General features: G+C 45.1%; 21 protein-coding genes. 4 read left to right on the top strand and 17 right to left on the bottom strand.

Annotated elements, in window-relative coordinates:
* Positions 1-186: 186 nt before the first annotated feature.
* The 8 genes from hpt to pth form a co-directional block, all read right to left on the bottom strand.
* Positions 187-732, bottom strand: a complete 546-nt coding sequence (gene hpt, locus GB992_RS10115) for a hypoxanthine phosphoribosyltransferase (RefSeq protein ID WP_161002329.1) — start codon at positions 730-732, stop codon at positions 187-189.
* Positions 725-2110: a tRNA lysidine(34) synthetase TilS gene (tilS, locus tag GB992_RS10110; protein ID WP_161002328.1), complete on the bottom strand. Its 1386-nt coding sequence runs from the start codon at positions 2108-2110 to the stop codon at positions 725-727. The genes hpt and tilS overlap by 8 nt, the downstream gene beginning before the upstream one ends.
* Before the next feature lie 231 nt (positions 2111-2341).
* Entirely contained in the window at positions 2342-2860 is a 519-nt protein-coding gene (locus tag GB992_RS10105) for a S1 domain-containing RNA-binding protein (protein WP_161002327.1), read from the bottom strand.
* A gap of 108 nt (positions 2861-2968) precedes the next feature.
* Positions 2969-3352, bottom strand: coding sequence for an FtsB family cell division protein (locus GB992_RS10100; protein WP_161002326.1), 384 nt, complete (start codon positions 3350-3352; stop codon positions 2969-2971).
* Positions 3353-3507: 155 nt separating this feature from the next.
* A complete protein-coding gene (locus GB992_RS10095; protein WP_161002325.1) occupies positions 3508-3783 on the bottom strand; it encodes an RNA-binding S4 domain-containing protein in 276 nt (91 codons plus the stop codon).
* A gap of 52 nt (positions 3784-3835) precedes the next feature.
* Complete coding sequence (locus GB992_RS10090) at positions 3836-5455, bottom strand: putative polysaccharide biosynthesis protein (RefSeq protein ID WP_161002324.1); 1620 nt, start codon at positions 5453-5455, stop codon at positions 3836-3838.
* Positions 5456-5457: 2 nt separating this feature from the next.
* Positions 5458-8997: a transcription-repair coupling factor gene (mfd, locus tag GB992_RS10085; protein ID WP_161002323.1), complete on the bottom strand. Its 3540-nt coding sequence runs from the start codon at positions 8995-8997 to the stop codon at positions 5458-5460.
* Between the two features lie 29 nt (positions 8998-9026).
* The gene (gene pth / locus GB992_RS10080) at positions 9027-9584 is read right to left on the bottom strand and encodes an aminoacyl-tRNA hydrolase (protein WP_161002322.1); all 558 of its coding nucleotides are present in this window, start codon (positions 9582-9584) and stop codon (positions 9027-9029) included.
* A gap of 292 nt (positions 9585-9876) precedes the next feature.
* Between pth and GB992_RS10075 the strand changes: the two genes are divergently transcribed.
* Together GB992_RS10075 and cbpA are read left to right on the top strand one after the other, a co-directional pair.
* Entirely contained in the window at positions 9877-10839 is a 963-nt protein-coding gene (locus GB992_RS10075) for an L-lactate dehydrogenase (RefSeq protein WP_017260491.1), read from the top strand.
* 197 nt (positions 10840-11036) lie between these two features.
* Entirely contained in the window at positions 11037-11675 is a 639-nt protein-coding gene (cbpA, locus tag GB992_RS10070) for a cyclic di-AMP binding protein CbpA (protein WP_017260492.1), read from the top strand.
* Between the two features lie 825 nt (positions 11676-12500).
* Here the strand turns inward: cbpA and GB992_RS10065 are convergent.
* The 6 genes from GB992_RS10065 to GB992_RS10040 form a co-directional block, all read right to left on the bottom strand.
* Positions 12501-12863: a type II toxin-antitoxin system PemK/MazF family toxin gene (locus tag GB992_RS10065; protein WP_017260494.1), complete on the bottom strand. Its 363-nt coding sequence runs from the start codon at positions 12861-12863 to the stop codon at positions 12501-12503.
* Positions 12864-12931: 68 nt separating this feature from the next.
* Positions 12932-13186, bottom strand: a complete 255-nt coding sequence (locus GB992_RS10060; RefSeq protein WP_017260495.1) for a hypothetical protein — start codon at positions 13184-13186, stop codon at positions 12932-12934.
* 115 nt (positions 13187-13301) lie between these two features.
* Positions 13302-14456, bottom strand: coding sequence for an alanine racemase (alr, locus tag GB992_RS10055; RefSeq protein ID WP_161002321.1), 1155 nt, complete (start codon positions 14454-14456; stop codon positions 13302-13304).
* Between the two features lies 1 nt (position 14457).
* Complete coding sequence (acpS, locus tag GB992_RS10050; protein WP_017260497.1) at positions 14458-14826, bottom strand: holo-ACP synthase; 369 nt, start codon at positions 14824-14826, stop codon at positions 14458-14460.
* A gap of 200 nt (positions 14827-15026) precedes the next feature.
* The gene (gene cshA, locus GB992_RS10045) at positions 15027-16586 is read right to left on the bottom strand and encodes a degradosome RNA helicase CshA (protein ID WP_161002320.1); all 1560 of its coding nucleotides are present in this window, start codon (positions 16584-16586) and stop codon (positions 15027-15029) included.
* A gap of 229 nt (positions 16587-16815) precedes the next feature.
* Entirely contained in the window at positions 16816-18213 is a 1398-nt protein-coding gene (locus tag GB992_RS10040; protein ID WP_161002319.1) for a UDP-N-acetylmuramoyl-tripeptide--D-alanyl-D-alanine ligase, read from the bottom strand.
* Positions 18214-18473: 260 nt separating this feature from the next.
* Between GB992_RS10040 and GB992_RS10035 the strand changes: the two genes are divergently transcribed.
* Complete coding sequence (locus GB992_RS10035) at positions 18474-18941, top strand: low molecular weight protein-tyrosine-phosphatase (protein WP_161002318.1); 468 nt, start codon at positions 18474-18476, stop codon at positions 18939-18941.
* Positions 18942-19554: 613 nt separating this feature from the next.
* On the opposite strand, the gene GB992_RS10030 is transcribed toward GB992_RS10035, so the two are convergent.
* Positions 19555-20277 carry a class A sortase gene (locus GB992_RS10030; protein ID WP_161002317.1) on the bottom strand — a complete coding sequence of 241 codons (723 nt, stop codon included), beginning with the start codon at positions 20275-20277 and terminating at the stop codon, positions 19555-19557.
* 163 nt (positions 20278-20440) lie between these two features.
* Between GB992_RS10030 and GB992_RS10025 the strand changes: the two genes are divergently transcribed.
* Positions 20441-21664 (top strand): multidrug efflux MFS transporter, encoded by a 1224-nt coding sequence (locus GB992_RS10025; protein ID WP_161002316.1) that lies wholly within the window; start codon positions 20441-20443, stop codon positions 21662-21664.
* Between the two features lie 98 nt (positions 21665-21762).
* On the opposite strand, the gene GB992_RS10020 is transcribed toward GB992_RS10025, so the two are convergent.
* Entirely contained in the window at positions 21763-23172 is a 1410-nt protein-coding gene (locus GB992_RS10020) for a DHA2 family efflux MFS transporter permease subunit (protein ID WP_161002315.1), read from the bottom strand.
* Positions 23173-23308: 136 nt separating this feature from the next.
* Positions 23309-23554: a type B 50S ribosomal protein L31 gene (locus tag GB992_RS10015; protein ID WP_017260504.1), complete on the bottom strand. Its 246-nt coding sequence runs from the start codon at positions 23552-23554 to the stop codon at positions 23309-23311.
* Positions 23555-23632 lie beyond the last annotated feature (78 nt).

Raw genomic sequence — 23632 nt, 5'->3', positions numbered from 1 at the left:
TTTTTGTCCAGAAAACTGAACTGAACGGGTTTACCCCCGTTGATGAATCATATCATAGCACAATTGACCTATCTTGACCAAACAAAAATAACGCTTATTTTCGCTTTTCCTAAAGTTTCTTGAGAACACTCTCGCTGACCCTCATTTACAAGGTCATTTTGATTAATGCACTATTTCGTATAATTACTAATTATCGTTCTCATAAACTTCCGGTTTAAGAACACCGACGTATGGTAAATTACGATAAAATTCTTTGTAGTCCAGCCCATAACCGACCACAAATTCTTTTGGCAGCTGGAAACCGACATAGTCAGCTTTTGCTTCAACGACGCGCCCCTCTGGTTTATCCAACAGGGTACATACCTTGATGTCCTTAGCGTGACGTTCATTTAGCAAATCGATCAAGAACTTAAGTGTTCTCCCAGTATCAATAATATCTTCCATGATGATAACGTTACGACCTGCGACATCCGCACTTAAATCATGAATGAGCTGAATCTCACCAGTTGAGGCCAGACCGCCGTGATAACTGGACACATCAATGAAATCGACTTCTGCCATAATGTCCATTTCCTTCATGACGTCTACCGTCCAGAGAATAGCGCCCTTAAGAACTGAAATCAAAATGGGCCGTTTGTCCCGGTAATCTTCTGTCAATTGCATCCCTAATCGGTGTGCGGCTGCCTTAATTTCTTCCGCACTGTAGAGCGTTTTTTCAATGTCGTTATTCATGTTCCACTCCTTGCCTCAATCTCACGCAAATTTCGACTAACTGATGATCCGACTTTGTGACAGCTACGCGACGACCAACTAACCATAATGGCTCATTGTTAACCGTCGTCACAATTAATTGATGTGGACGGTCCTCCAATGGCACTTTTTGGTTGATTAGCACTCGTCTAACTGATTGATGTTGACCATTTTTTAATGCCAACTGATCCGTAGCTTTAGCCTGCCGAATCAACAACGGTAATTCACTTGCGTCAACATGCAAATGTACGCTCAGAAAATCTGGCCTCATGGTGACTACCTGGCTTGCATCAAACAGTCCCACTTGACACGTCTCTGTCACAGCCGTCCATTTGTTTAATGTTACCATAGTTTCCCTTACTGGTTGTTGCTGGGACGCGTTTTTTTGCGGATTATTGGCATATCGTTTAAAAGTGAATTCATCGTACCGTCGACACAGTTGCCAACCTGCCCCCAAGTCAACGTTAAACTCGGACTTGGCAGACATGAGCGCGTCAACCGCGTTATGCCAAGCAGTCAATTCGATTGATGCTGTCATCCCATCCGTTACTCGTTCCGAAAACGCTTGGCGTAAAAGCAACAGGGTTGGCATCGGATGCCGCAATAAGGCATCAACAGAATGACCAATATCGACAAGTGCTAATGAGGCTTGCTGCTGTAAATATGTATTAACAGCAACTTGATCATTCAGATTATTGGCAAAATCGTGCTTGAACGACGGATTTTCCTTCGTTAACAGTGGCAAAATCTGGTGACGAAGCCGATTTCTTTTGGTTGTCAGTTGCGTATTAGTTTCATCTTCAAACGTCTGCAGATTTTGTCGACGTGCATAATCGCGGATGGACGTCTTACTAATGCCGAGTAAGGGGCGAATCAGGTCGCCTTTACCAAACGAACGTTTCCAAGCAATCCCCAACGGTTCTGTCATGCTTCGGCCTTCAATGAGCCGCATGAGTCCAGTTTCTGCCGTTTCATCTTCCTGATGTGCCGTTGCCAGCAATGTCGCATGATATTCTGTCATCACTTGTTCAAAAAAATCGTAGCGAAAACGGCGAGCCGCTGCTTCAATACCAGTGTCGGGATGATCCTTTGACAGCCAGTGGGCAACCACCAGCGGGACGTTAAGCTGTTTGCAATAATCTCTTAAAAAGGCTTCTTCCACATCACTTTGCTTTCGCAGTTGATGATTTACATGGGCAACCACCAAGGAAGGTCGTTGCTGATTTGGCAAATTCAAAAAAAGGTGTAGTAACGTCATTGAATCTACGCCTGTTGATACAGCAACAACCACTGTATCATCTGACTGCCACAAATGATGTGTTTGATTCGCAGTCAAAAACTGCTGTAAAACTCGATCCATCGATTGACTCCTTTTAAGCCGGTCAGCAAAATTTTCATTCGGTAAACAGTTGCTTAACCAACATTCCCACTTAATCAACATACCGGTCAAGTTTTTTCACTAAATAATAAAAACGATCTCGTTCCCGAATTTGGGAGTGGGATCATTTACATTAAAACAAGTCCCTGTGATTTTGACATTTAACGTCAATCAGCAAAATGGCTTTTGCCGCCAGTATCTCGCTTTAAATTACTAGCTACGACGGCCACCACGACCGCCACGCTTTCCTTCAGTATTATGTTTAAGTGTTGCAAGCCGCTGCTCACTATCTTTTAAGAAGCTAGCCATCATGCCATCAAAACTGTTATCAGGCTGATGGCCTCGGTTACCACCGCGACTATTACCGTGCTCATTGCGGCCATGATTGTTGCTGTGATTGTCGTGACCACCATTATGAAACTCGTGCCCTTCATGATTTTCGTGATGTTCATGATTCCCACCACGACTATGTTCACCATGAGATTGAGTCGTTGCAGGACGGTCTTCAGCAGCTTTCATGGAAAGGGCAATTTTTCCCTTTTCCATCGATAACACCTTTACCGTTACTTCATCGCCGACATTCAGAACATCATGAATATCTTTAATGTACTCATTCGAAATCTGGCTGATATGAACTAATCCACTCTGGTGTTCACCTAAATCAACAAACGCACCAAAGTTCGTGATGCCTGTTACCTTGCCAGAAACCTTGTTACCGACTTCCACTGCCATAAAAAAATATATCCTCCTGCATTAGTATGATGCATATCATAAAATTACCATGATTGTAACATAAAACAGTCGCGGACAAAGTCACTGCGGCTGTTATTCAACAAATAACTATTTAGAATTCTTCGGTAGATTGTAAACAATCTCACCATTCTTCGAATAAAGATACTTATCACGAATCAATTGCGTAAGATAAGTATCGTTATGCAATTGTTTTACCTGCTGGTTAAGTTGACCATTTTTTTCATTTGCGGTTTTTAGTTGCCGGCTTGTCTTGGCATTTTCCGCATTAATCTGGTTAAGATTAGCGACATTTTTTTCGTATGCCCAAAAACTAAGCACAGCAATCACAGCAAACACCGCTATGATTCTTAAAGCACGCCGCCGACGACGGTGGGACAAATCATGTTGCTGCTGATTATGTTGACGTTCGCTTTCACGTAACCGTTTAACATAATCGTTATTCAATTGATGAACAGATTGTCCGTTTTCCATCGTTTTTTGGCCACCTTGTCACAGATTCACTTTTTTCTAAGCAACTGTTTAAAGTATAGCAACGGAAAAATTGAATGTAAATGACAATTCCGTTACACATCAAGGGTTTAACTCCATCTTAATACGAACGTACTTTCGTTATGCAAGCGGCCGCCCTACTCCTGAGTACGGTAATCCTTAGCATAGGTTTCAGACACAATCTTGTACATTTTTTCTGCGTCCTCTTTTTTGGTCGTCTCCAACAATTGTTCCACTTTTACCGTTAATGTTTTATTGCCAAATGCAATAACCAGTTCATCGTTAACATTTACGTTACTGGATGATTTGGCCTGGTTACCGTTAACTGTAATTCGTCCTTTATCAGCAATTTCTTTTGCCACTGGACGTCGTTTGATGATTCGGGAAATTTTCAAAAATTTATCTAACCGCATCGTTAGTTCCTCACTTTTCTTTATTTCGATTTATTTTTATCTCTCATAAGAATTAATTATTTTCAAACTGCACGATTATTTTCAATAACCGTTTGCCGCCAGGGAGTGTCAACCACTCACGCGTCGAGAAGAGCCGAGTCCACAAAGCCATGCCAACAAAGGTTATGACACCAACGATCACACCAACTAAAGTAACCCAAATAGCCGATATTCGGCCTGGTCCTAACGACAGTTGCAGTTGATTGGCAATAAAACCGGTGATGATGGCCATCACCAGGGTTGCTAATCCTAGCTTGCGGACAAATCGGCCCCCTGTTAATGCTTCACGCATTTCCGCTGGACTGCCAAGCCAGATCACCACCAGCATGACAAACAGACTTATTACTGTCATCCAGCTGGCCCCGTTGATACCAAACGAAACGACCGCCTGATAGTTGAATAGTGCCTTTGCCAACACTCCGGCCAATAAGGCCATTAATGACAAGCGGTACTGGTTCATGCTTTGCAAAATACTATTATACGTGCTGATTAAACTGGCGAAAACGATACTTAAACAATAAATGGCAAGCGCCATACTGCCCGTCATACTGCCAAACAACACCAAGTTGATCATTGGCATTAACACTATCAGTCCCGCAGTCGCCGTTACTGATAACGCTACACTGACATGGATCAGCGTCGTCAACGTTGTTTGTACTGCTTTTTCTCGTCGACCATTAAGGGCCGCACTTAACGTTGGCAACAATGTTGCAGAAAAGCTGGTTGCCACGACCAGTCCCAATTGAATCAACGGCTGAGCTCGGTCATAGACACCTTTAAGTGACTTGGCACCAGCTTGAGTCATCCCCGCGCCAACCAAACCACGTTTGACCGTGAATGAATCAACCAATTGAAGTAACAGGACAACCGCTGCAAACAGGCAGATCGTGCCACCCTCGCGCAATAATCTGCGCGCCAACACTAACCAATCATAGTCTTTTGACAGCACAACTTGGTCTTGTTGGCCAAATAACTGTTGATAAAATGGCACAAATATGATCAGTGCCGCTACTGCACCAAACAGCGCGCCACTCATTGCCCAAGCACCCATGCGATACACAATCCAGTGCTGGGAAGCGGCCAACCAGGCAACCAGAATGATAATGGCAACCCGCAGCACCTGTTCAACAACCTGAGAGATTGCTGTCGGCCTCATGTCAAAGAGCCCCTGCGCGTAACCACGACCAACTGCCAATCCCGGCATGAATAAAGCCATCCCCGACACGACTTGAATCAACGGAATCAACCCGCGATCACCCATCGCAACAGCAATTACTGGAGCACCGAAAAACAGGAGTCCAAACAAACAACCACTAAAGACGGCTAAAATAATCAAAACCCGTTTGGCAACTTGACGACGAACCGCCGCCTCATCGATTTCGGCAATAAGCTTTGAGATAAATACCGGTAACCCACTCAACGCAAACGTCATCGCGATTCCGTAAAGTGGGTACACTTGCTGGTAGACATAAAAACCAGTATTGCCGACCAAGTTTTGCAACGGAATCCGGTAAAACGCACTCAACACCTTTGCAATCAGCGTAGCAAAGGATAACAGTAAAGCGCCGTTCACCAGACCACGTGACTGTCGACGCCGTTTAGGGTGCGACGATGTGGCTGCTTGTTTGCGCATGGCTACTCCTTTCGTTCAGCCGTTGATGCCGTAGTGGCCAATTCTTCTGTCCTATCCGCCAAGGCACTGACAAACGCAGACAGAGATGCTAACCACTGGGCCTCAGTCATCTTCGGTTGAATCACAAGTTTGACCATCATCTTACCATCTTCGTCACTGACTGTCGCCCGTAATTTAGTGCTAGCCAACGCTTTAAAGATATCTTCACCATTGAACAACACAGACCCTTGTTTGGACAAAGTCACGTTAATATTGTCGTCCACACGCCGAATCTTACTAATCAGGGCTTGATCAGCCACCATCTTAAGGTGACCGATAGCTAAGAGATTGGCAACCTCAGTTGGGTAATCGCCAAACCGATCAATCAGATCTTCGTCGACTTCCACATACTGGTCTTCATTTTCCAATTCACGAATTCGTTTGTAAATTTCAATTTTCTGACGTTGATCCTCAATGTAGGTCGTTGGCAAGTAAGCCTCGACACCTAGTTCAATCTCGGTGTCAGAACGAACCTTCACTTCTTTACCACGTTTCTTAGCGACCGCCTGCGACAACATTTGCGTATACAGGTCATAGCCAACGGAGTCAATAAACCCGTGCTGCTGTTGACCAAGTAAATTACCGGCACCACGAATTGAGAGATCACGCATGGCAATCTTGAATCCAGAGCCTAATTCAGTGAAATCACGAATCGCCTCAAGTCGCTTTTCACTTTCTTCTGTCAGTACCTTATTCGGTTGATAAGTGAAGTACGCATATGCCACGCGGTTACTACGACCAATTCGACCACGTAACTGATAAAGTTGAGACAAACCCATTCTGTCAGCGTTTTCCACAAACAGCGTATTAACGTTGGGAATATCCACACCAGTTTCGATAATCGTCGTCGTTACAAGCACATCGTATTCACCACGAATGAAGTCGTAGAGTACACTTTCCAACTGGTTTTCACTCATCTTACCGTGAATATAAGCAACCCGCGCTTCTGGCACTAGTTGACGAATTTGTTCAACGACCCGCTCGATGTCGTCAACACGATTATGCAGGTAAAATACTTGGCCACCGCGAGCCATTTCACGGGCAATGCCATCTTGTAATGCAGCTGGACTAGCTTCCATCACATAGGTTTGAATCGGATAACGATTGGCTGGCGGTGTTTCGATAACTGACAAATCACGCACGCCAATCATTGACATATTCAGAGTTCGTGGGATTGGAGTGGCCGTCAGCGTCAAGACATCAACTGAAGAACGCATTTGCTTGATCCGTTCCTTGTGTTTGACCCCAAAACGCTGTTCTTCATCAACTAACAATAAACCGAGGTCCTTAAATTCCACGTCTTTTGATAGCAAACGGTGCGTCCCAACAACGATATCAATATCACCGGCTTTTAGCTCAGCCAACGTTGCCCGCATCTGGCTTGGCGTATCAAACCGGGACAGAATACCGATTTTAATCGGAAAACCTTCAAATCGTGACACCATGGTATCGTAATGCTGCTGAGCCAAAATGGTGGTTGGTACCAAAAAGGCCACCTGACGTCCATCTTCAATGGCTTTAAACGCAGCCCGGAGTGCAACTTCCGTTTTACCAAAGCCAACATCCCCAACTAACAAACGGTCCATTGGCTTGTTACGTTCCATATCATGCTTAATTTCATCCGTGCTTCTAAGCTGGTCTGGTGTTTCCACATAAGGGAAGGCCGCTTCAAACTCCTCTTGATAGGCATCGTCCTTCGGGAAAGCATGGCCCTTTTGCGCTTCACGAGCAGCATAAAGATCCACCAGTTCATCCGCAATGTCCTCAATCTTACGAGCCACACTGCTTTTAGTCTTGGCCCACTCGGTCCCGCCAAGTTTATTGATGCGCGGAGTTTTGTCTTCAGATGAAACATATTTCTGAATGAGATTTAACTGGGTGACCGGAATAAAAATCTTCGCATTGTTTTGATAATCAATTGTGATGTAATCCTGGTGCACACCATCCACTTCCATGGTCTGCATCCCTTCAAAACGACCAATTCCGTGGTTGACGTGAACCACGTAGTCCCCCGGCTTCAATTCCGTATAGCTACGCAACCGCTCAGCGTTAGCCAAAGTCTGCCGACGCGCACGTTTTTGGGTCACCTTGGCAAACATTTCGGTTTCCGTAATGACCACCAAGTTAGCACTCGGCAATTCGAACCCACTTTGTAATGTAGCAGGCACGACCTGAACACTTTCCGGCGTCAAATTAGTTGCCTTATCCAGCGAAGCAGAAATGCCAAAGTCGTGAAGCGTATCATTGACCTTACTGATCCGGTCCTCATTGTTGACCATGATGACAACCGTCTGCTTCTGTTTTTGCCAGCGTTCAACCTCACCCTTTAATACAGGCAACTGACCGAAAAACTTTTGCATTTCACGACTGACAAAATTTGTCAGCTTGTTAAACCGGACGTTACCCATCCCCTTCTGAAACAGTGAGAAGAAGATCTGTGGGCGCTTAACTTCCCGCATGACTGTTCGGAAATCTAAGCTCAGGTCCTGGTCAGGTAACATTTCGTGAGTTCGCAAACGGTCGGTGATCCAGTTGGCCTCGTCCTCATCAATGCGTCGATCAGTATCTAGTAAACGACCATAGTCATCAACTAATACCACCGCATCTTTGGGCAAGTAATCCATCAGTCCAGCCGTTTGGTCATAAAACAGGTTCGCATACAGGCCTAGTTCAGGGGTAGCACTCGGTGTCGCATCATCAGCTAGCAATACACTAAAATGAGCTAACAAAGCTTTCTTATCTTCGCCAGTCAACGATTCGGCCTGTTTGTTAACTTGCTTTTGCAGCGCTTTCTTACCAGCAGCTAGTTGCGCGTCACTGACCAAGAATTCAGTTGCCGGCAAAACCGTCACGTTATCAATCGTATCAATACTGCGTTGGTTCTCCGGATCAAACGTCCGCAAAGAATCCACTTCAGCGTCAAAGAAATCAATCCGTACCGGATAATCCGCATCCAGCGGATAAATATCCATAATTGAACCACGAATCGCGTAGTCACCAGGCCGGGCCACTAACTGTTCGTGGCCGTAACCCATTTGGTGTAACTGCGTTTGCAAGTTAGCCATATCATAGTTTTCGCCTGTTTCAATTACCAAACTGGCCTGCTTAAAATCAGCAGGTTGCGGCAAGAAACGCCGTAATCCGGCCAAATCTGTCACTACCATGACCGGCTGATCAGATTGTAGCGCGTGCAAAGCCTGCACACGCTCTGCCCGCGATTCTGGTGAACTGGTGGCAATTTCAGTAGCCAACATTTCTTCTGCAGGAAAATTGAAAACTTGGTTTTCAGGCAATAAATTTTGTAAGTCGTTTACCAATTGACCAGCATGAAATGCCGTATCGGTTATCATTAGCTGTGTTTGTTGCTGGTCCATAAACATGGTCGCCATCAACAGTGTCCGCGCTGAGCCGTTAATACCAGTTACTAATTGTCGGCCCATATTAGTTGCGGCAACAATTTGCTGATATTCAGGTGCACGGCGCATAAAATCCTGAATTTCCATAAATAACCTTTCTAATAGTCCGTGATAATTTAATTAAATTCGTTCATTACTTCGTCGAACTTTGTGCCTTCGACCCACTTCTCAATCGCGGCCTGAGCTTCATCCATACCACTACGAATGCCAATCGTCTGAGTAGCAGTGAAGCGACCAAGCACGTAATCAACGACGCTCATTCGCGTTGGGTGGTCAATACCGACACGCACCCGTTTAAAGGCTTGCGTGCCAACGTAAGCAATGATGCTTTTAATACCATTGTGCCCACCCGCGGATCCTTTTTGGCGCAAACGAATTTTACCAATTGGCAAGTCCATATCATCATGGACAATCATGACATCTTCCAACGGAATGTCGTAATAATCCATTAACGGACGCACTGCACGCCCCGAATCATTCATGTATGTCGTCGGTTTAACCAGTAAGACCTTTTCACCACTAATCAGTGTGCTACCGATCAGTGCTTCTTGTTTAGCACGTTTGAACGTCACACCATATTCTTCCGCAACATGGTCAATTACCATAAAACCGACATTATGTCGCGTACGATCATACTGTGGTCCAATATTTCCTAAACCAACAATCATTTTCATTATTCAATAACCTCAATTTATTTGTAAACTTAACCAACGTTTGAAAACATGCAAAAGTGCTGGTAAATCACAATCACGTGATCTACCAGCCACTTTTGCGCATTGGTTAGTGTCATTGGCGCCTGCGTTGTGCGGCAAACACCCTACTCGTATCTAGGCGTCAATTATAGCACAAACGCTGGTGCACCACACTCATTAGAACCTCATGACAAACGACTTATTCCTGTATTTAACAAAGTCCCCTATGATATAATGACAGTGGTTTCAAAATAAAATTTTATATTGTGAAGGGATGATTATTTTGGCTGCAAATCATCAAAAAGTTGTACTAGTCGGCGATGGCGCTGTTGGTTCCAGTTACGCATTCGCCATGGCACAACAAGGACTCGCAGAAGAATTCGTCATTGTTGATATCCTTAAAGACCACACTGAAGGGGACGCACTCGATCTTGAAGATGCGCTTGCCTGGGTTTCACCAAAGAAGATCTACTCTGGTGAATACAGCGATGCTAAGGATGCTGACCTAGTTGTTATCACAGCTGGCGCACCACAAAAGCCAGGCGAAACACGTTTGGACCTGGTTAACAAGAACCTCAAGATTTTATCAACTATTGTTAAGCCGATTGTTGACTCAGGTTTCAAAGGCATCTTCTTAGTTGCTGCAAACCCAGTCGATATTTTGACTTATGCCACATGGAAGTTCTCCGGGTTCGACAAGAGCCGCGTCATCGGTTCTGGTACTTCTTTGGATACATCACGTTTACGTGTTGCTTTGGGTAAGAAATTTAACGTTGACGCACGTGACGTTAGCGCCTTTATCATGGGTGAACACGGTGACTCAGAATTCGCTAACTTGGACGAAGCAACAATTGCTGGTAAGCCATTATCAATGATTGCTAAAGACCAAGGTGTTTCTCGTGAAGAACTTGAAAAGATCGAAGACGAAACTCGTAACAAGGCTTACGAAATCATCAACCGCAAGGGCGCAACTTTCTACGGTGTTGCCACTGCTTTGATGCGGATTTCACGTGCCATCTTACGTGACGAAAATGCTATTTTACCTGTTGGTGCAGCATTAGACGGCCAATACGGTTTGACTGATACCTTCATTGGTACGCCAGCCGTTATTAACGGTGAAGGTTTAGACCACGTTGTGGAAGTACCATTGTCTGACAGTGAAATGGACAAGATGCGCAAATCCGCAGCAACCTTAAAAGAAGTTCGTGAAAACGGCTTTAAGGAAACTGGTTTGTAATCAATAGTCTTTGAAATATTTGAGGCGTCGATGCTTGGAGATCCGGGCATCGGCGTTTTTTGTCCGAAAGGGTTTTGCCGTTAACGGTCAGGTCATTGCAAACGAATTATAAATTTACGAGTCCCCTTTTTGGGTCTTGAATGTGGTATGATGATTGCAACTATTCTTATCATTTTTTAATTTTTGGAGGAACACCTATGTTATTAAAAACACTCGTTAAACCCTACGAGAGCATCACGACCGTCCGCGAAGATGTGTCATTGGAAGAAGCTCTGAAGGTTCTCGAAGATTCGGGCTTTCGTTGTGTGCCCATTCTAGATGAAACTGGCAAAATTTTCCGCGGTAACATTTACAAGATGCACATTTACCGTCATAAGTCTCGTGGTGGTGACATGAGCCTACCTGTAACGACACTATTAAAAAATGCGACTAAGTTTATTTCCATCAACGATGCTTTCTTCAAGGTGTTCTTCTCAATTAAAGATTTGCCTTACATCGCTGTTTTGGATGAAAATAATTACTTTTACGGTATTTTGACCCATACTCGACTGCTAGACATGCTGTCACAGAGTTGGAACTTCAACGTTGGAAGTTATGTTTTAACCGTTGTGTCACAAGGTGAACGCGGCGATTTGACAAACATGTCGAAGATCATTACTAAATACACGTCCATCGCTTCATGTATGACCCTGGATGTGCAGGCTGGCGAACTCGTTCACCGGACGTTGTTTACCCTTCCTGCTGATGTGGACGAAGAACGTTGCGAGAAAATCATCAAAGCGTTGAATCGCAAACAGTTCCGTGTGTCGGAAGTTGAAAACTTAAAAACAGAATAGCCGCCTGTTAGATGACTATTCAATAACATCAGGTAACAAATTGACGAAAACGTCGGTCTGTTACCTGATTTTTTGTTGGATGCTACTCCTAAGAATTTAATTGCAGTGTTTTACCCGTCCGCTTCCAGTTGTCAGTTTTTGAAACCTCCTGTGGGGACCGGTCTCAGCCTGCTCCGCAGTCTTCCACCTCGACTTTAAGCCTTCATAACCCGAAGTCTCAAAGCTCGTCCGCGGCCTAAATTCGGACAGTTCACCGAATTAACGCCGCCTTCACAGTCGGTTTCAACACTGACGCCTTCCAGCTACTAAATTTAAGTAACTTCACCATCACACCTTTTGCAATCATCAAGAACCAGCAACAATTTCAAAAGCACCGTTAATGAAGAACGCCATTATTAGCACGGTATTTGATCGTCGGCTATTCTCACTCAGCGTTGGGAATGTAGCAACGGCCTGGTCGTCGATGCACATCGATGCACAGCTTGTAATTCGTATTTGCGTGAAGCATTTGTCGCTTTAGTGGCAACCTGCTGTTACATCAGCCGTAGGGCGGCCGCGTTGAAACCGATTGTGAAGGTGATGTTAATCCGAATGCATTTTTCGGATTTACATCACGGACGATCGAATAGACTCGGCCTTTCACGAGGCTTTTCGGCGAGGTGAAAGACGGTGCACTTCCGGCTTGAACCGGTCCCACAATCGATTTCAAAAGCGGCCAACCGGAGGCGAAAGCAAAACCTAGGTTAGACCAGTGCCACTGAAACTGTCCAAACACAAAACGAGCACCCATGAGAATTTGAAACTCATGAATGCTCGTTTTTAAATTTAATTTCGTTCGACTAAACCAACACTGATACCAAGCGCATGATCAACACGCTTCATGGCGCCATTATCGAGATGCGTCACGCGATCGCGTAAACGTTGCTTGTCAATCGTGCGAATTTGTTCAAGCAAGATAACTGAATCCTTGCCCACTCCGTTTTGATCCGCCGGAATACCGATATGTGTCGGCATTTTTGGTTTACTGATTCTTGCTGTAATAGCGGCGACAATCACCGTTGGACTGTAATGATTCCCAATGTTGTTTTGCACAATTAAAACAGGGCGCATGCCACCCTGTTCAGATCCCACGACTGGGGATAAATCTGCGTAAAATATGTCGCCCCGTTTAACTTCAACTGCTGCCAATTGGGACACCCTCTTCAAAATATGTAGGCGGAGCATTCAGCTCCTAAACCAATGTTAACCCGTTACGGTTATTGGTCAAGTCTGGAGGCCTCTGCCTCAGACGCAGAAAACTCATCTGCGATTTCTTCATTCAGTTGACCCATAGCTAAGTAGCCCTGAGCTAACTTGTTTAAATCAGCAGACTCATGGTTTTCTAAAAAATGGCACAAGACAGTGTTAATTAGCTGGTCCTGATCAACACTAAAAAATTCACAATATGCTTTAAGGTCCGTCAGTGTTGTATCGTTAAAACTCACTGGGACCTGATGTGCATCACTTGCCATGGCTAACTCCCCCGCATCTTTACAACTACCAATCAACTTGGTAAACCCATTCTATCATGAAGCCCACAGAATGTCGTTTGCAATTCAGAAATGTAATATTCCGTTTTACCAATCCTTACCGGTTTTCATACACCCGCGGAACCCGCATGCCCAAGGTGGTGGCGATTTCATAATGAATCGTCCCAGCGTAATCAGCAACGTCCTGCATTGTAATCGTTTGTTCACCATCCTGACCAATTAACGTCACACGCGTATCAACTGGATATTCGTGTGGCAAACGAACCATTAACTGATCCATACAAACACGACCAATGATTTCACAGGCTTGACCATCAACAAGAACATGAAATCCTTGCATTCGCCGTGGATACCCATCAGCATAGCCAATTGGCAAAGTACCGACCCACTCATCTTCCTTAGCCGTATAAGTAGCACCATAGCTGACTGATTTGCCCGCCGCCAGATGTTTGACAAACGCAAACTGAGTCGTCAACGACAATGCTGGCTCCAACGAATAAGGCGCAGTGATTGAGCCGCCAGACGGGTTCAATCCATAGATGCCCACGCCAAAGCGAATCATGTTGCCGTTACAAGCATCGTGCCATAATGACGTAGCTGTGTTCGAAACATGAACATAACGGGGCTTTTCTGGTAGAACTGCCATAAATGCTTGCCAGCGTTGACACTGCGTATTGAAGTACGTCGTATCCTGTTCGTCAGCCGTTGCAAAGTGGGTAAAAATGCCATCAAAGATAAATGCATCCTCATGGTCCTTCAGGAAATCGACAGCTGTTTTTAAAGCGGCCGGTTCTTGGAAACCAATGCGACCCATCCCCGTATCCAAACCGAGATGAATCTTCAGTGGCGCAGCCTGGGCCTCTGCCAACAGCGGCAAGGCTGTCGTCAACCAATCTAAATCACCTACCGTTAACGAAATTTCCTGTTCAGCTGCGAGACCGGCCCACTGGGGCTGAGTGATACCGAGCACTAAGATTGGCACAGTAATTCCGGCCGCCCGTAATGTCAGTGCCTCATCCAAAATAGCGACACACAAACCTGTTGCGCCGGCTTCCAAACATGCCTGGCCGGCTTCAATAAGGCCATGTCCGTACCCGTTCGCTTTTACAACCGCAAACATTTCCGTACCTGGCTTAGTCCGTTTTAATTCTGCTTCTACATTATGACGAATGGCCGCTAAATTGACGTGGGCCACTGTTGGTCGGTGTAAACCAATAATCTGTGCAGGTACCGTATTAATCGCTTCTTTCATGTTACCGTGTCGAATCCACGGTTTCTAAAATAACTTCTGTCATGACCAGCGTTTCAGTGTGCGAAATGGAGATATGAGCTGGCCCGTCAAACGGCTGTTTGGTAAGATGCGGTTTGCCCTCATCATCATCCAAAATTTCAACATCTTGAAAGCCAACGGCGCTGCCTAAACCAGTCCCATAGGCCTTGCTATAGGCTTCCTTAGCAGAAAAGCGGCCAGCCAAAAATTCATTTTGACGCTGACCTTTCAACTTATTCATAACGTCTTGCTCAGCAGGCGTTAGAACTTTAGGCACAAATGCCGCAAAACGTTGCCTTAGTGTTTGAATCCGATTAATTTCTGTTAAATCAATGCCCGTTCCGTAAATCATCCGAACCTCCGCAAAGCTTAATCACACCACAACGCGTGGTTAAGTAAATTCACTGTTCATGAACGTCTAACCGAAATTATAGCATACTGACACAGCGAAAAAACGACCGATGAAAAAAGGATTCAGCTCCACGTGACGTGTCGCTGAATCCTCACCCTGCAGAGAATTAGCCATTCAGACTGATTCATGCAGTTATTATCTTATTTATGGTTGATTGAATAACCATGCTTGTTGCCACCATGATTACTGCTTCCACCGTTCCGGAAACTATTATTGCGTGAACTGTTGTTACGGGAACCTGACTTATGATCAAAACGACCACGGTTACCGTTTTCGCGTTCATGTGAGTTCCGGTTGTTACGACCATTGCGGTTATTACCACGATAGCCACCGTGACCACGACCACCACGGCCATTGCCCCGACCGCCACCATGACGACTAGGCAATGGGCGTTCTGGCGTAATGTGAACAGGTGTGTCGTGTTCATCACCAGGTGTCAAGTTACTCAATAAAGCAGCAACCAATTCTTCTGCATCATAACGATCCAGTAATTCAGTAGCCTCTTTATCAAACTTGGATGTATCTGTTTCCTTAACCAAGTCCGCAACCTTGTTTTCAGCAGCTGATAATTGACCAGCAAAAGCTTCGGCAGCTGACGGTGGCTTGAGGGGCAGCATCCGCACCTTGGTGAGCTTTTCAATCTCACGTAAGTAATCCATTTCGTTTGGCGTAACAAACGTCAAACTTGTCCCATGATGACCGGCACGGCCAGTACGACCAATCCGGTGAACATAGCTTTCTGGATCTTGTGGAATATCATAGTTATAAACGTGAGTGACACCGGAGATATCCAGACCACGGGCCGCAACATCAGTCGCAACCAGAATGTCTAGCTTACCGTCACGGAATTGTTTAAGAATCTGTGAACGACGTTGTTGCGTCAAATCACCATGAATCCCAGCAGCATTGTAGCCACGGGCTTCTAATCCTTTAGACAATTCGTCAACTCGGCGCTTCGTGCGACCAAAGACAATGGTCAAGTCCGGATCCTGCACATCGAACAGATGTGTCATTAAATCGAACTTTTCATATTCCTTTGATTTCACGTAGAACTGATCAACTAGGTCAGTGGTCAGTTCCTTCGCCTTAATCCGTACTTCATGAGGTTCCTTCATGAACTGAACCCCAATCCGTTTGATCTTATCAGGCATGGTAGCTGAGAACAGCAATGTTTGCCGTTTTTCTGGAACTTGCTTGATGATACTTTCAATATCATCCACAAAACCCATATCAAGCATTTCGTCGGCTTCATCCAACACTAATGTCTGAACGTGATCCAAACGAACTGTTTTCCGGTTAATATGATCCAGTAACCGACCTGGAGTCCCCACAACAATCTGTGGGTGGTTCTTCAAGCTGTTGATTTGACGGCGAATATCTGCACCACCATAAACAACTTGAACACGGGCATGTTCATGCTTACCCAAGCGGTAAAGTTCCTCTTGAGTTTGAATCGCCAACTCACGTGTTGGTGACACAATTAATGCCTGGACGTTTGGATTTTCAGTATCAATCTTATCCAAGATTGGTAACCCAAACGCAGCCGTTTTACCAGTCCCTGTTTGGGCCTGACCAATGACATCCAATCCCTGCATAACCAACGGAATGGTTTCTGCCTGGATTGGGGTAGCTTCTTCATAGCCACTGTCATCAATGGCTTTTAATAGCGCCTTGTTAAGGCCTAGTTCTGCAAACTTCAAATTAGTTCCTCCTCAAATCAAAAGGTTTCATCGACACTAGCAAAAATCCGTCTGCTAACGCGTGGGGATGCCCGTTTTGATTTGTTATTCTTGTGTGTGTTATTCAATTTTCATTCATATACGCTAAAAAACGCAACTGTAATAGTTTAACGCGCGAGCGGTCGTTTGGCAACTAAGAGTATTAACTCAGTCGTTAAACTTAATTAACCCTCCCAGCAAGTTTGCCTAACTATGCCTGTGCCACGCCGTTTTGCAGCGCATTTAGAACGGTCTCCAAATGTTCACCGTGGCTTGCTTTAAGCATCACTTCATCGCTTTCAGTTAAATCGGCCATTAAATCGGTCGTTAGCTGCGCTTTCTGATCATTCTCATAATAATGCAGTTGATCAGCTGCATAGCGATCCGTTACCTTGTCCGCCAGCGCCTTCATGTGTGGTCCAATCAGATACAATGTTTGAATCTTCGCCGGATCTAACGCCTCGGCAACTGAGGCGTGTAATTCATCAGCATTATCGCCAAGCTCCAACATATCGCCTAGCACAGCAACATGACGGCCAGCTGCAGGCGTGTCACCAAACATCGTTAGAACATCCTTCATCGCCGTCGGGTTGGCGTTGTAAATATCGCTCACGATAGCTTCCCCAGCTAATCCCGTCAACCATTCTGTTCTGTTAGACGTTAAGTTGACCTTGGCAAGTCCTTTGACTAAGTTAGCCGTCCGAATATGGAACAGCCGACCTACCGTTAAGGCAGCCAATGCGTTATTGACGTTATAATCACCCAACAACGGAATCTTAAACGTTTCTTCTGGCCAGGCATTGACCTTGAACGTCGTTTGGTGGAACTCGTTGTCCTGTTCAATGCTTGTCGGATATAAGTGATTGGAACTCTGTTGGCCAAACGTCACGTGTTCGTTAGACACATTCTCTGCCCGTTTCGTCAACAATGGTTCGTCACCATTAAAGACGAATCGACCATCATCCTTAAGGCCATGCGTAATTTCTAGCTTGGCATCGGCAATCTTGTCTCGGGTGCCAAAGAATTCAATGTGTGCTTCACCGATCATTGTGATCACAGCAACATCTGGTTGAACCAGCTTGCTCAAGAAATCGAGCTGACCAAACCGATCCATGCCCATTTCAACAACTAACACTTCAGTGTTGGCATCCATCGATAACACAGTGAATGGCACACCGACTTCATTATTGTAGTTAGCGTATGTTTTAACGACATTAAATTCCGTTCCCAAAACGCTGGCAGTCATGTCCTTTGTCGTTGTCTTACCGTTACTACCTGTAATCGCAACCACTTGTGGATTGATTTTTGATAGCCAATGCTTGGCTAACGCCTGCATTGCAGTCAACGGATCGTCCACCAGCAATACCGGGAAGTCAGCAGGTGCTTCAGCAGCCCGACTAACTGCCCATAAACTGGCAACGGCGCCATGTGCACGCGCTCCAGCAATGAATTCGTGACCATCATGTTCACCGGGAAGTGGCACAAACAAAGCCCCCGCCGTTAGTTGACGACTATCAAAGTGGACAGAAGTCACCGTTACTGATGACCAATCGCCCAATTCATTTTGTGCATCCACCGCTGCTGCGATTTCAGCTAATTGCATTTTCATCTTTTACCTCTCGTTGCGCACTCTAGGCGCATCTCTGGATACTAGCGTTGATGTTATGGAATCCATAATTACTTAATTTATTAAATTGCGTTAATCATCAACTTGTTGCAAACTACTATTGCAGTCGAAACAGATTATACCATGTGAGCGACATAATCAAAAATTCACTAAGCTTGCATTAGTCGATTAATCACGGCAAAATAAACGCAGGAACTACTATAAACAAGCCATTTAAGCACGTTATTCATTTGGAGGAACCTATGCAAAATGTATTATTTGTCTGTTTAGGCAATATCTGCCGCTCTCCGATGGCAGAAGTAATTTTTCGCCATTTAGTGGCGGGAGCCGGACAATCTGAGAAGATTAATGTTGATTCTGTGGCAACAAGCAGCCGGGAAGAAGGTAATCCCCCGCATCCCGGAGCCGTTCATATGTTAGCCGAACATGGCTTAAGCGCAGAGGGCCTTCATTCACGGCCAATCACTGCCAAAGATTTTGCTTGGGCTGACTGGATTATTACGATGGATCGTTCAAACTTAGCCAACTTAAAACAACTAACGCCTACTGAAGATCTATCAAAGGTCCACATGGCCTACGAAATCGTTCCCGGTAAGGCTGGCCAGGAGATTCCGGATCCCTGGTACTCCCATAATTTTGCATTGACCTACAGACAGCTCAGCGAGGTCCTTCCTTACTGGCTGGACAAGGTTGTCGCTGCCAATCACTAACCCAACATCGTTTTATTACTGACAGAAATGACGCTGACTCTCCAAGTTGAGAATCAGCGTCATTTTTATCTGTATTTGGAGTTGACTTGACGATCGGTGACTGTCGCCTACGGTTGGCCAGTATTGAAATTCTGGCATGGGACCGGTTCGAGCCCGAAAATCACGGTCTCTCACCTCGCCGCGAAGCCTCAACACCCCTGAGTCTTCGCGACCGTCCGTGCTGTAAATTCGGCAAAACCCACCGAATCAACAGCACTTTCATACCTTGATTTCAATGCTGACCGCCCTTCAGCTCATATTGAAATCACTCAACATTATTAACTCTACAGAAGATCTTAATTTATTTGATTAACCAAAGTGACAAGCCTTCAATATGATCGCTTCACTCATAGCTTAACTAAACGTCAACAAAAGCGGAGTCAGTGAGAAACAGAATTCCGTGTCGACAACACTTAATGGCACGGGTTATGCCATTTAGTGTTGTAGGACGCGCTTTGAAACCTGGGCTTGGGTTCAAAGGCGAGGTCGAAGACCGCAACGCGGGCTGAGACCGGTCCCACGGAATGGCGTTTCTCACTGACACAGCGGCAGCATCACAATGTCTAAACAGGAATTATGATGCAATCGTTTCGACCTTTTGTTTGTAACTGAACCCTTTTAGTGCGGCCTCCGGAGCGTCTTTCCAGTCATAGCTGTGAACTAAGGAACCGCGGACCATCAAACGATTGGCTCCCGTCGCATCACAGGTAATCAGCGTGACCAACTTTTGACCGGGGACATCATTCACAACATCAACGCGAGTCGCTTTAATGAACTTTCGCTCCGTAGTTTTGTATTCATAAACATGGGTCAAGTCCGTCAAATAAATTTTTTGACCGACCCGACTCTTCCAGAATAACGGACTAAACATGGCATCCTTTTGATCCATGCGATGACCAGCAATGGCATAGTTACCCTGTCCCATTACTTGGTCTGGCTTTAGGGTCCCGGTAGCTAATGCTAAATCAGCGTCTGAAACACCATTAACAATTTGCAGATTTAGTTTGATCGACGGAATGGCCACTAACCCAATCGCCTTAATTTTATGGTTAGCACGGGCTTGGGCAGCTGTCTTCAAATCTAATGAGTTCACACTGCGAAAATCATAATTACCCTTAGTTTTTTCATTCTTTTTAACATCTGTGCGTGTGATCGTTGGCCGGTATGTTTTGACCAACCAGTTGGTGATAGGCCCATTAAAAATGAGAACCAGCGACACTGCGACTAGCAGAACAAAAAGTATGCCACGAAACCACCGCCAAACAGATGATCCTTTTTGATGCTTTTTTTGAGCCATTAAATTTTCCCTTCAACGTAACATCTGTATTTACCACCTAAACGTTTGTCATCATGCCTAACAAAATAGGTGTAGAATATTATCTTGTTATTTATTTGCTAACGAAAAAATACCACATTACCCATCCAAGTTAAAGTAAAGTGCCACTCAAGGAGGAAATCGATTGATCAAACATCTTAAACAGCAGCTTTTCCGTAAACGCCTACCATGGGAACAAAATATCTTTGTCCTCTGGTTTGGCACGTTTATTGCCGGCATGGCTTTTAGCGAAATCATGCCATTTATGTCTCTGTATATTGATACGCTCGGCCATTTTTCAACAGCTCAGCTTAATTTCTATTCCGGGATCACTTTTTCCGCTACATATTTAGTTACCGCCATTGTTTCCCCATTATGGGGCCGACTCGCTGATCGTAAGGGTCGCAAACTGATGATTCTGCGGGCATCACTGGGAATGGCCATTGTGCTTGGCGCTATGGGCCTTGTGACCAATGTTTGGCAATTGATTGGCCTTCGCTTTATTCAAGGTGTCTTTTCTGGTTACATTTCAAACGCCAATGCTCTAGTAGCCACAGAATCGCCAAAAGAGCACTCTGGTCAAGCATTGGGAACACTCGTTACCGGTTTCACTGCCGGCAACCTGCTGGGGCCATTGCTCGGTGGGACATTAGCAGCCAGCTTCGGTTATCGCTTAACTTTCTTCATTACAGGCGGTTTGTTACTGATCGTCTTTTTCTTAAGCTGGTTGTTTGTGCACGAACACTTCACGCCTGTTGAAAAAGGCGCCGCCAATTCAACAAAAGACGTTATTCATTCCTTCAAACATCCCCAGATCATTTTAGGCATGCTGATCACCACCATGATTATTCAAGTTGCCAATCAGTCTATCAGTCCAATCCTTAGTTTGTACGTCCGGCAACTGCTCCACGGTCAAGGCTCTGTTTCCTTAGTAGCCGGACTTGTGGCCGCTATACCAGGCATTGCAACCATCATCGCCGCACCACGTTTAGGTGTGTTAGGTGACCGCATCGGCACGGAACGTATTTTGACCATCGGCTTCATTTTTGCCATCTGTGTATTCATTCCGATGGCGTTTGTCCGAAATGTTTGGGAACTAGGTGGGCTCCGTTTTCTGATTGGGATTTCCGACGCCACGATGATGCCAGCCGTTCAAACGTTATTAGCAAAAAACTCCCCTGTTTCTACCACTGGCCGGGTATTCTCATGGAATCAATCATTCATGGCCATGGGGAGCATTGTTGGCCCCATGATTGGGTCAACTGTGTCTGGCGCGTTTGGTTACGGGGCCGTGTTCCTGTCAACCGGCGTGATTGTTGCGTTAAATCTAGTTTTGTTCAGGTTTAATACTCGCTCATTAAGGGATTAAGCCGTTAACATAAATGTCCTAAAAATCCCGACAGCCATGTTTTCACGGTTGCCGGGATTTTTGATTAAACTGAACAAATAACTAACTTGTCAAACAGATTAAGCTTTTTTATCCTGCTGCTGAAATTTGAAATTAAAACTAGCTAGTACAATCATGATAATCGTGAGCACTAACAAAATGATGAAATCGTGCAGGCCGCCACGTGCTGTGGCCTCAACCGAAGACAGTTTGCCCGCCTGATTTTGACTGATTGCCACAACCGTTGCCATCACAGCGGTCCCAATAGAACCAGCGTACTGCTGAATGGTATTAAATGCCGCGTTGCCATCCCCAATAAGTTTAGGCGACAACTGTTGCATGCCGTTTGCCAACGTATTACTAAAGGTCATCGAGAATCCGACACTGTAAATAATGTAAATGCCGATGATCCACCCCACGGACAGGTGACCGGCGCTCAACACAAAACCAGCCATCGCAATCATCAAACATACCAGTCCCGTTAAAATCGGCACGCGTGGTCCACGACGATCGAGTAAAGAACCACCGAGTGGCATCAATATTGTCCGTAAGACACTACCTGGCAGTAAGAGTAACCCGGCCGTCATCGCGTTTGCCCCAATGACCAGCTGTGCATAGTTTGGCAAAAGGAAGCCCAAGCCAATATTGCTCAATTGCAGACTCAAGTAGGTTAAAAAGCTGAGCACGAAGGTTCGCCGTTTGAAAATCGCAATATTGATCAGCGGTTGAGCTGTCCTTGTTGCCCACCAGCCGTAACTAGCCAGAGCAATTATCCCAACAAGGACTAGACCCCAGAATCCGAGGCTACTCCAGCCATGTTTAGATGCATCGTTGAAGCCTAAAGAAATGGTAATAAATGCCACCGCAATCAACGTAAATCCTAACGTATCGAAGTGCGCCGGTTGAGTGCCGACACGTTGGCGAATATTGAAATATCCAAACAGGAACGAAACCGCCACAATCGGTAACACAATCCAGAAGATCATTCGCCACCCCATGTAGTACAGCACCAAACCACCATATGTAGGTCCCACAGTTGGCGCAAAGCCCAAAATCATGCCGCCAATCGACATGTAACGGCCCATCTTAGCGCCGGGAACAAACTGCGTAATGATGCCGAACATCACGGGCGTACACAACCCAGTCGCAATCCCGCCAATCAGCCGTCCAATCAACAAAACTGGAAAAGACGTAGCTACTGCACAAACCACCAAACCAACGACAAACAATACAAGTGCTGTAACGAATGTTGCTTTGAATGTAAACCGTTTGTGGATATATGACGCCATAATCATCACTAACGAAGCAATAAGTAAATAGCCAGTTGTTAGCCATTGAACGGCACCGATAGAAATATGAAACTGCCGCATCAGCGTTGGGAAAGTTACGTTCATCGAGGTTTCTGTTAAAATCCCACAAAATGAAAGTAACGCTGTTCCTACAATTGAGAACAACACGAAGCGTGGTACTTTAGTTGTCGTTGAATCCATAAATACCTCTTTCTGAGTTAAATATTAGTGCCTTTTTATCTTATCCCTACAATTTTTAATTTGCACATGGAAAAATAAAAAAAGCCCTTATCAGCGTAAAGTCGCAGACAAGAGCTTAAGATTGATTCAATTTTGCTTACTTCAAACCATACTTCTTGTTGAACTTGTCAACAGCACCATCGGCTTGAGTGAACTTCTGCTTACCAGTGTAGAATGGGTGTGAATCAGAAGTGATTTCAACACGGATCAATGGGTAAGTGTTGCCGTCTTCCCAATCAGTTGTTTCTTGAGAAGTAGCAGTGGAACCAGAAATAAATTTGTAGCCAGTGGTTGAGTCCATGAACACAACCTGGTGGTAATCTGGATGAATGCCTTGTTTCATTGTAATATCTCCTTTGCCATGAGTCATTTGCTGAGTCATAGTTACATATAATCAACTTTAGTAATATAGCATGGATTA

This window comes from Furfurilactobacillus milii (genome assembly GCF_009863985.1).
Lineage (GTDB): Bacteria > Bacillota > Bacilli > Lactobacillales > Lactobacillaceae > Furfurilactobacillus > Furfurilactobacillus milii_A.
This window is presented reverse-complemented; position numbering and strand designations above follow the sequence as displayed.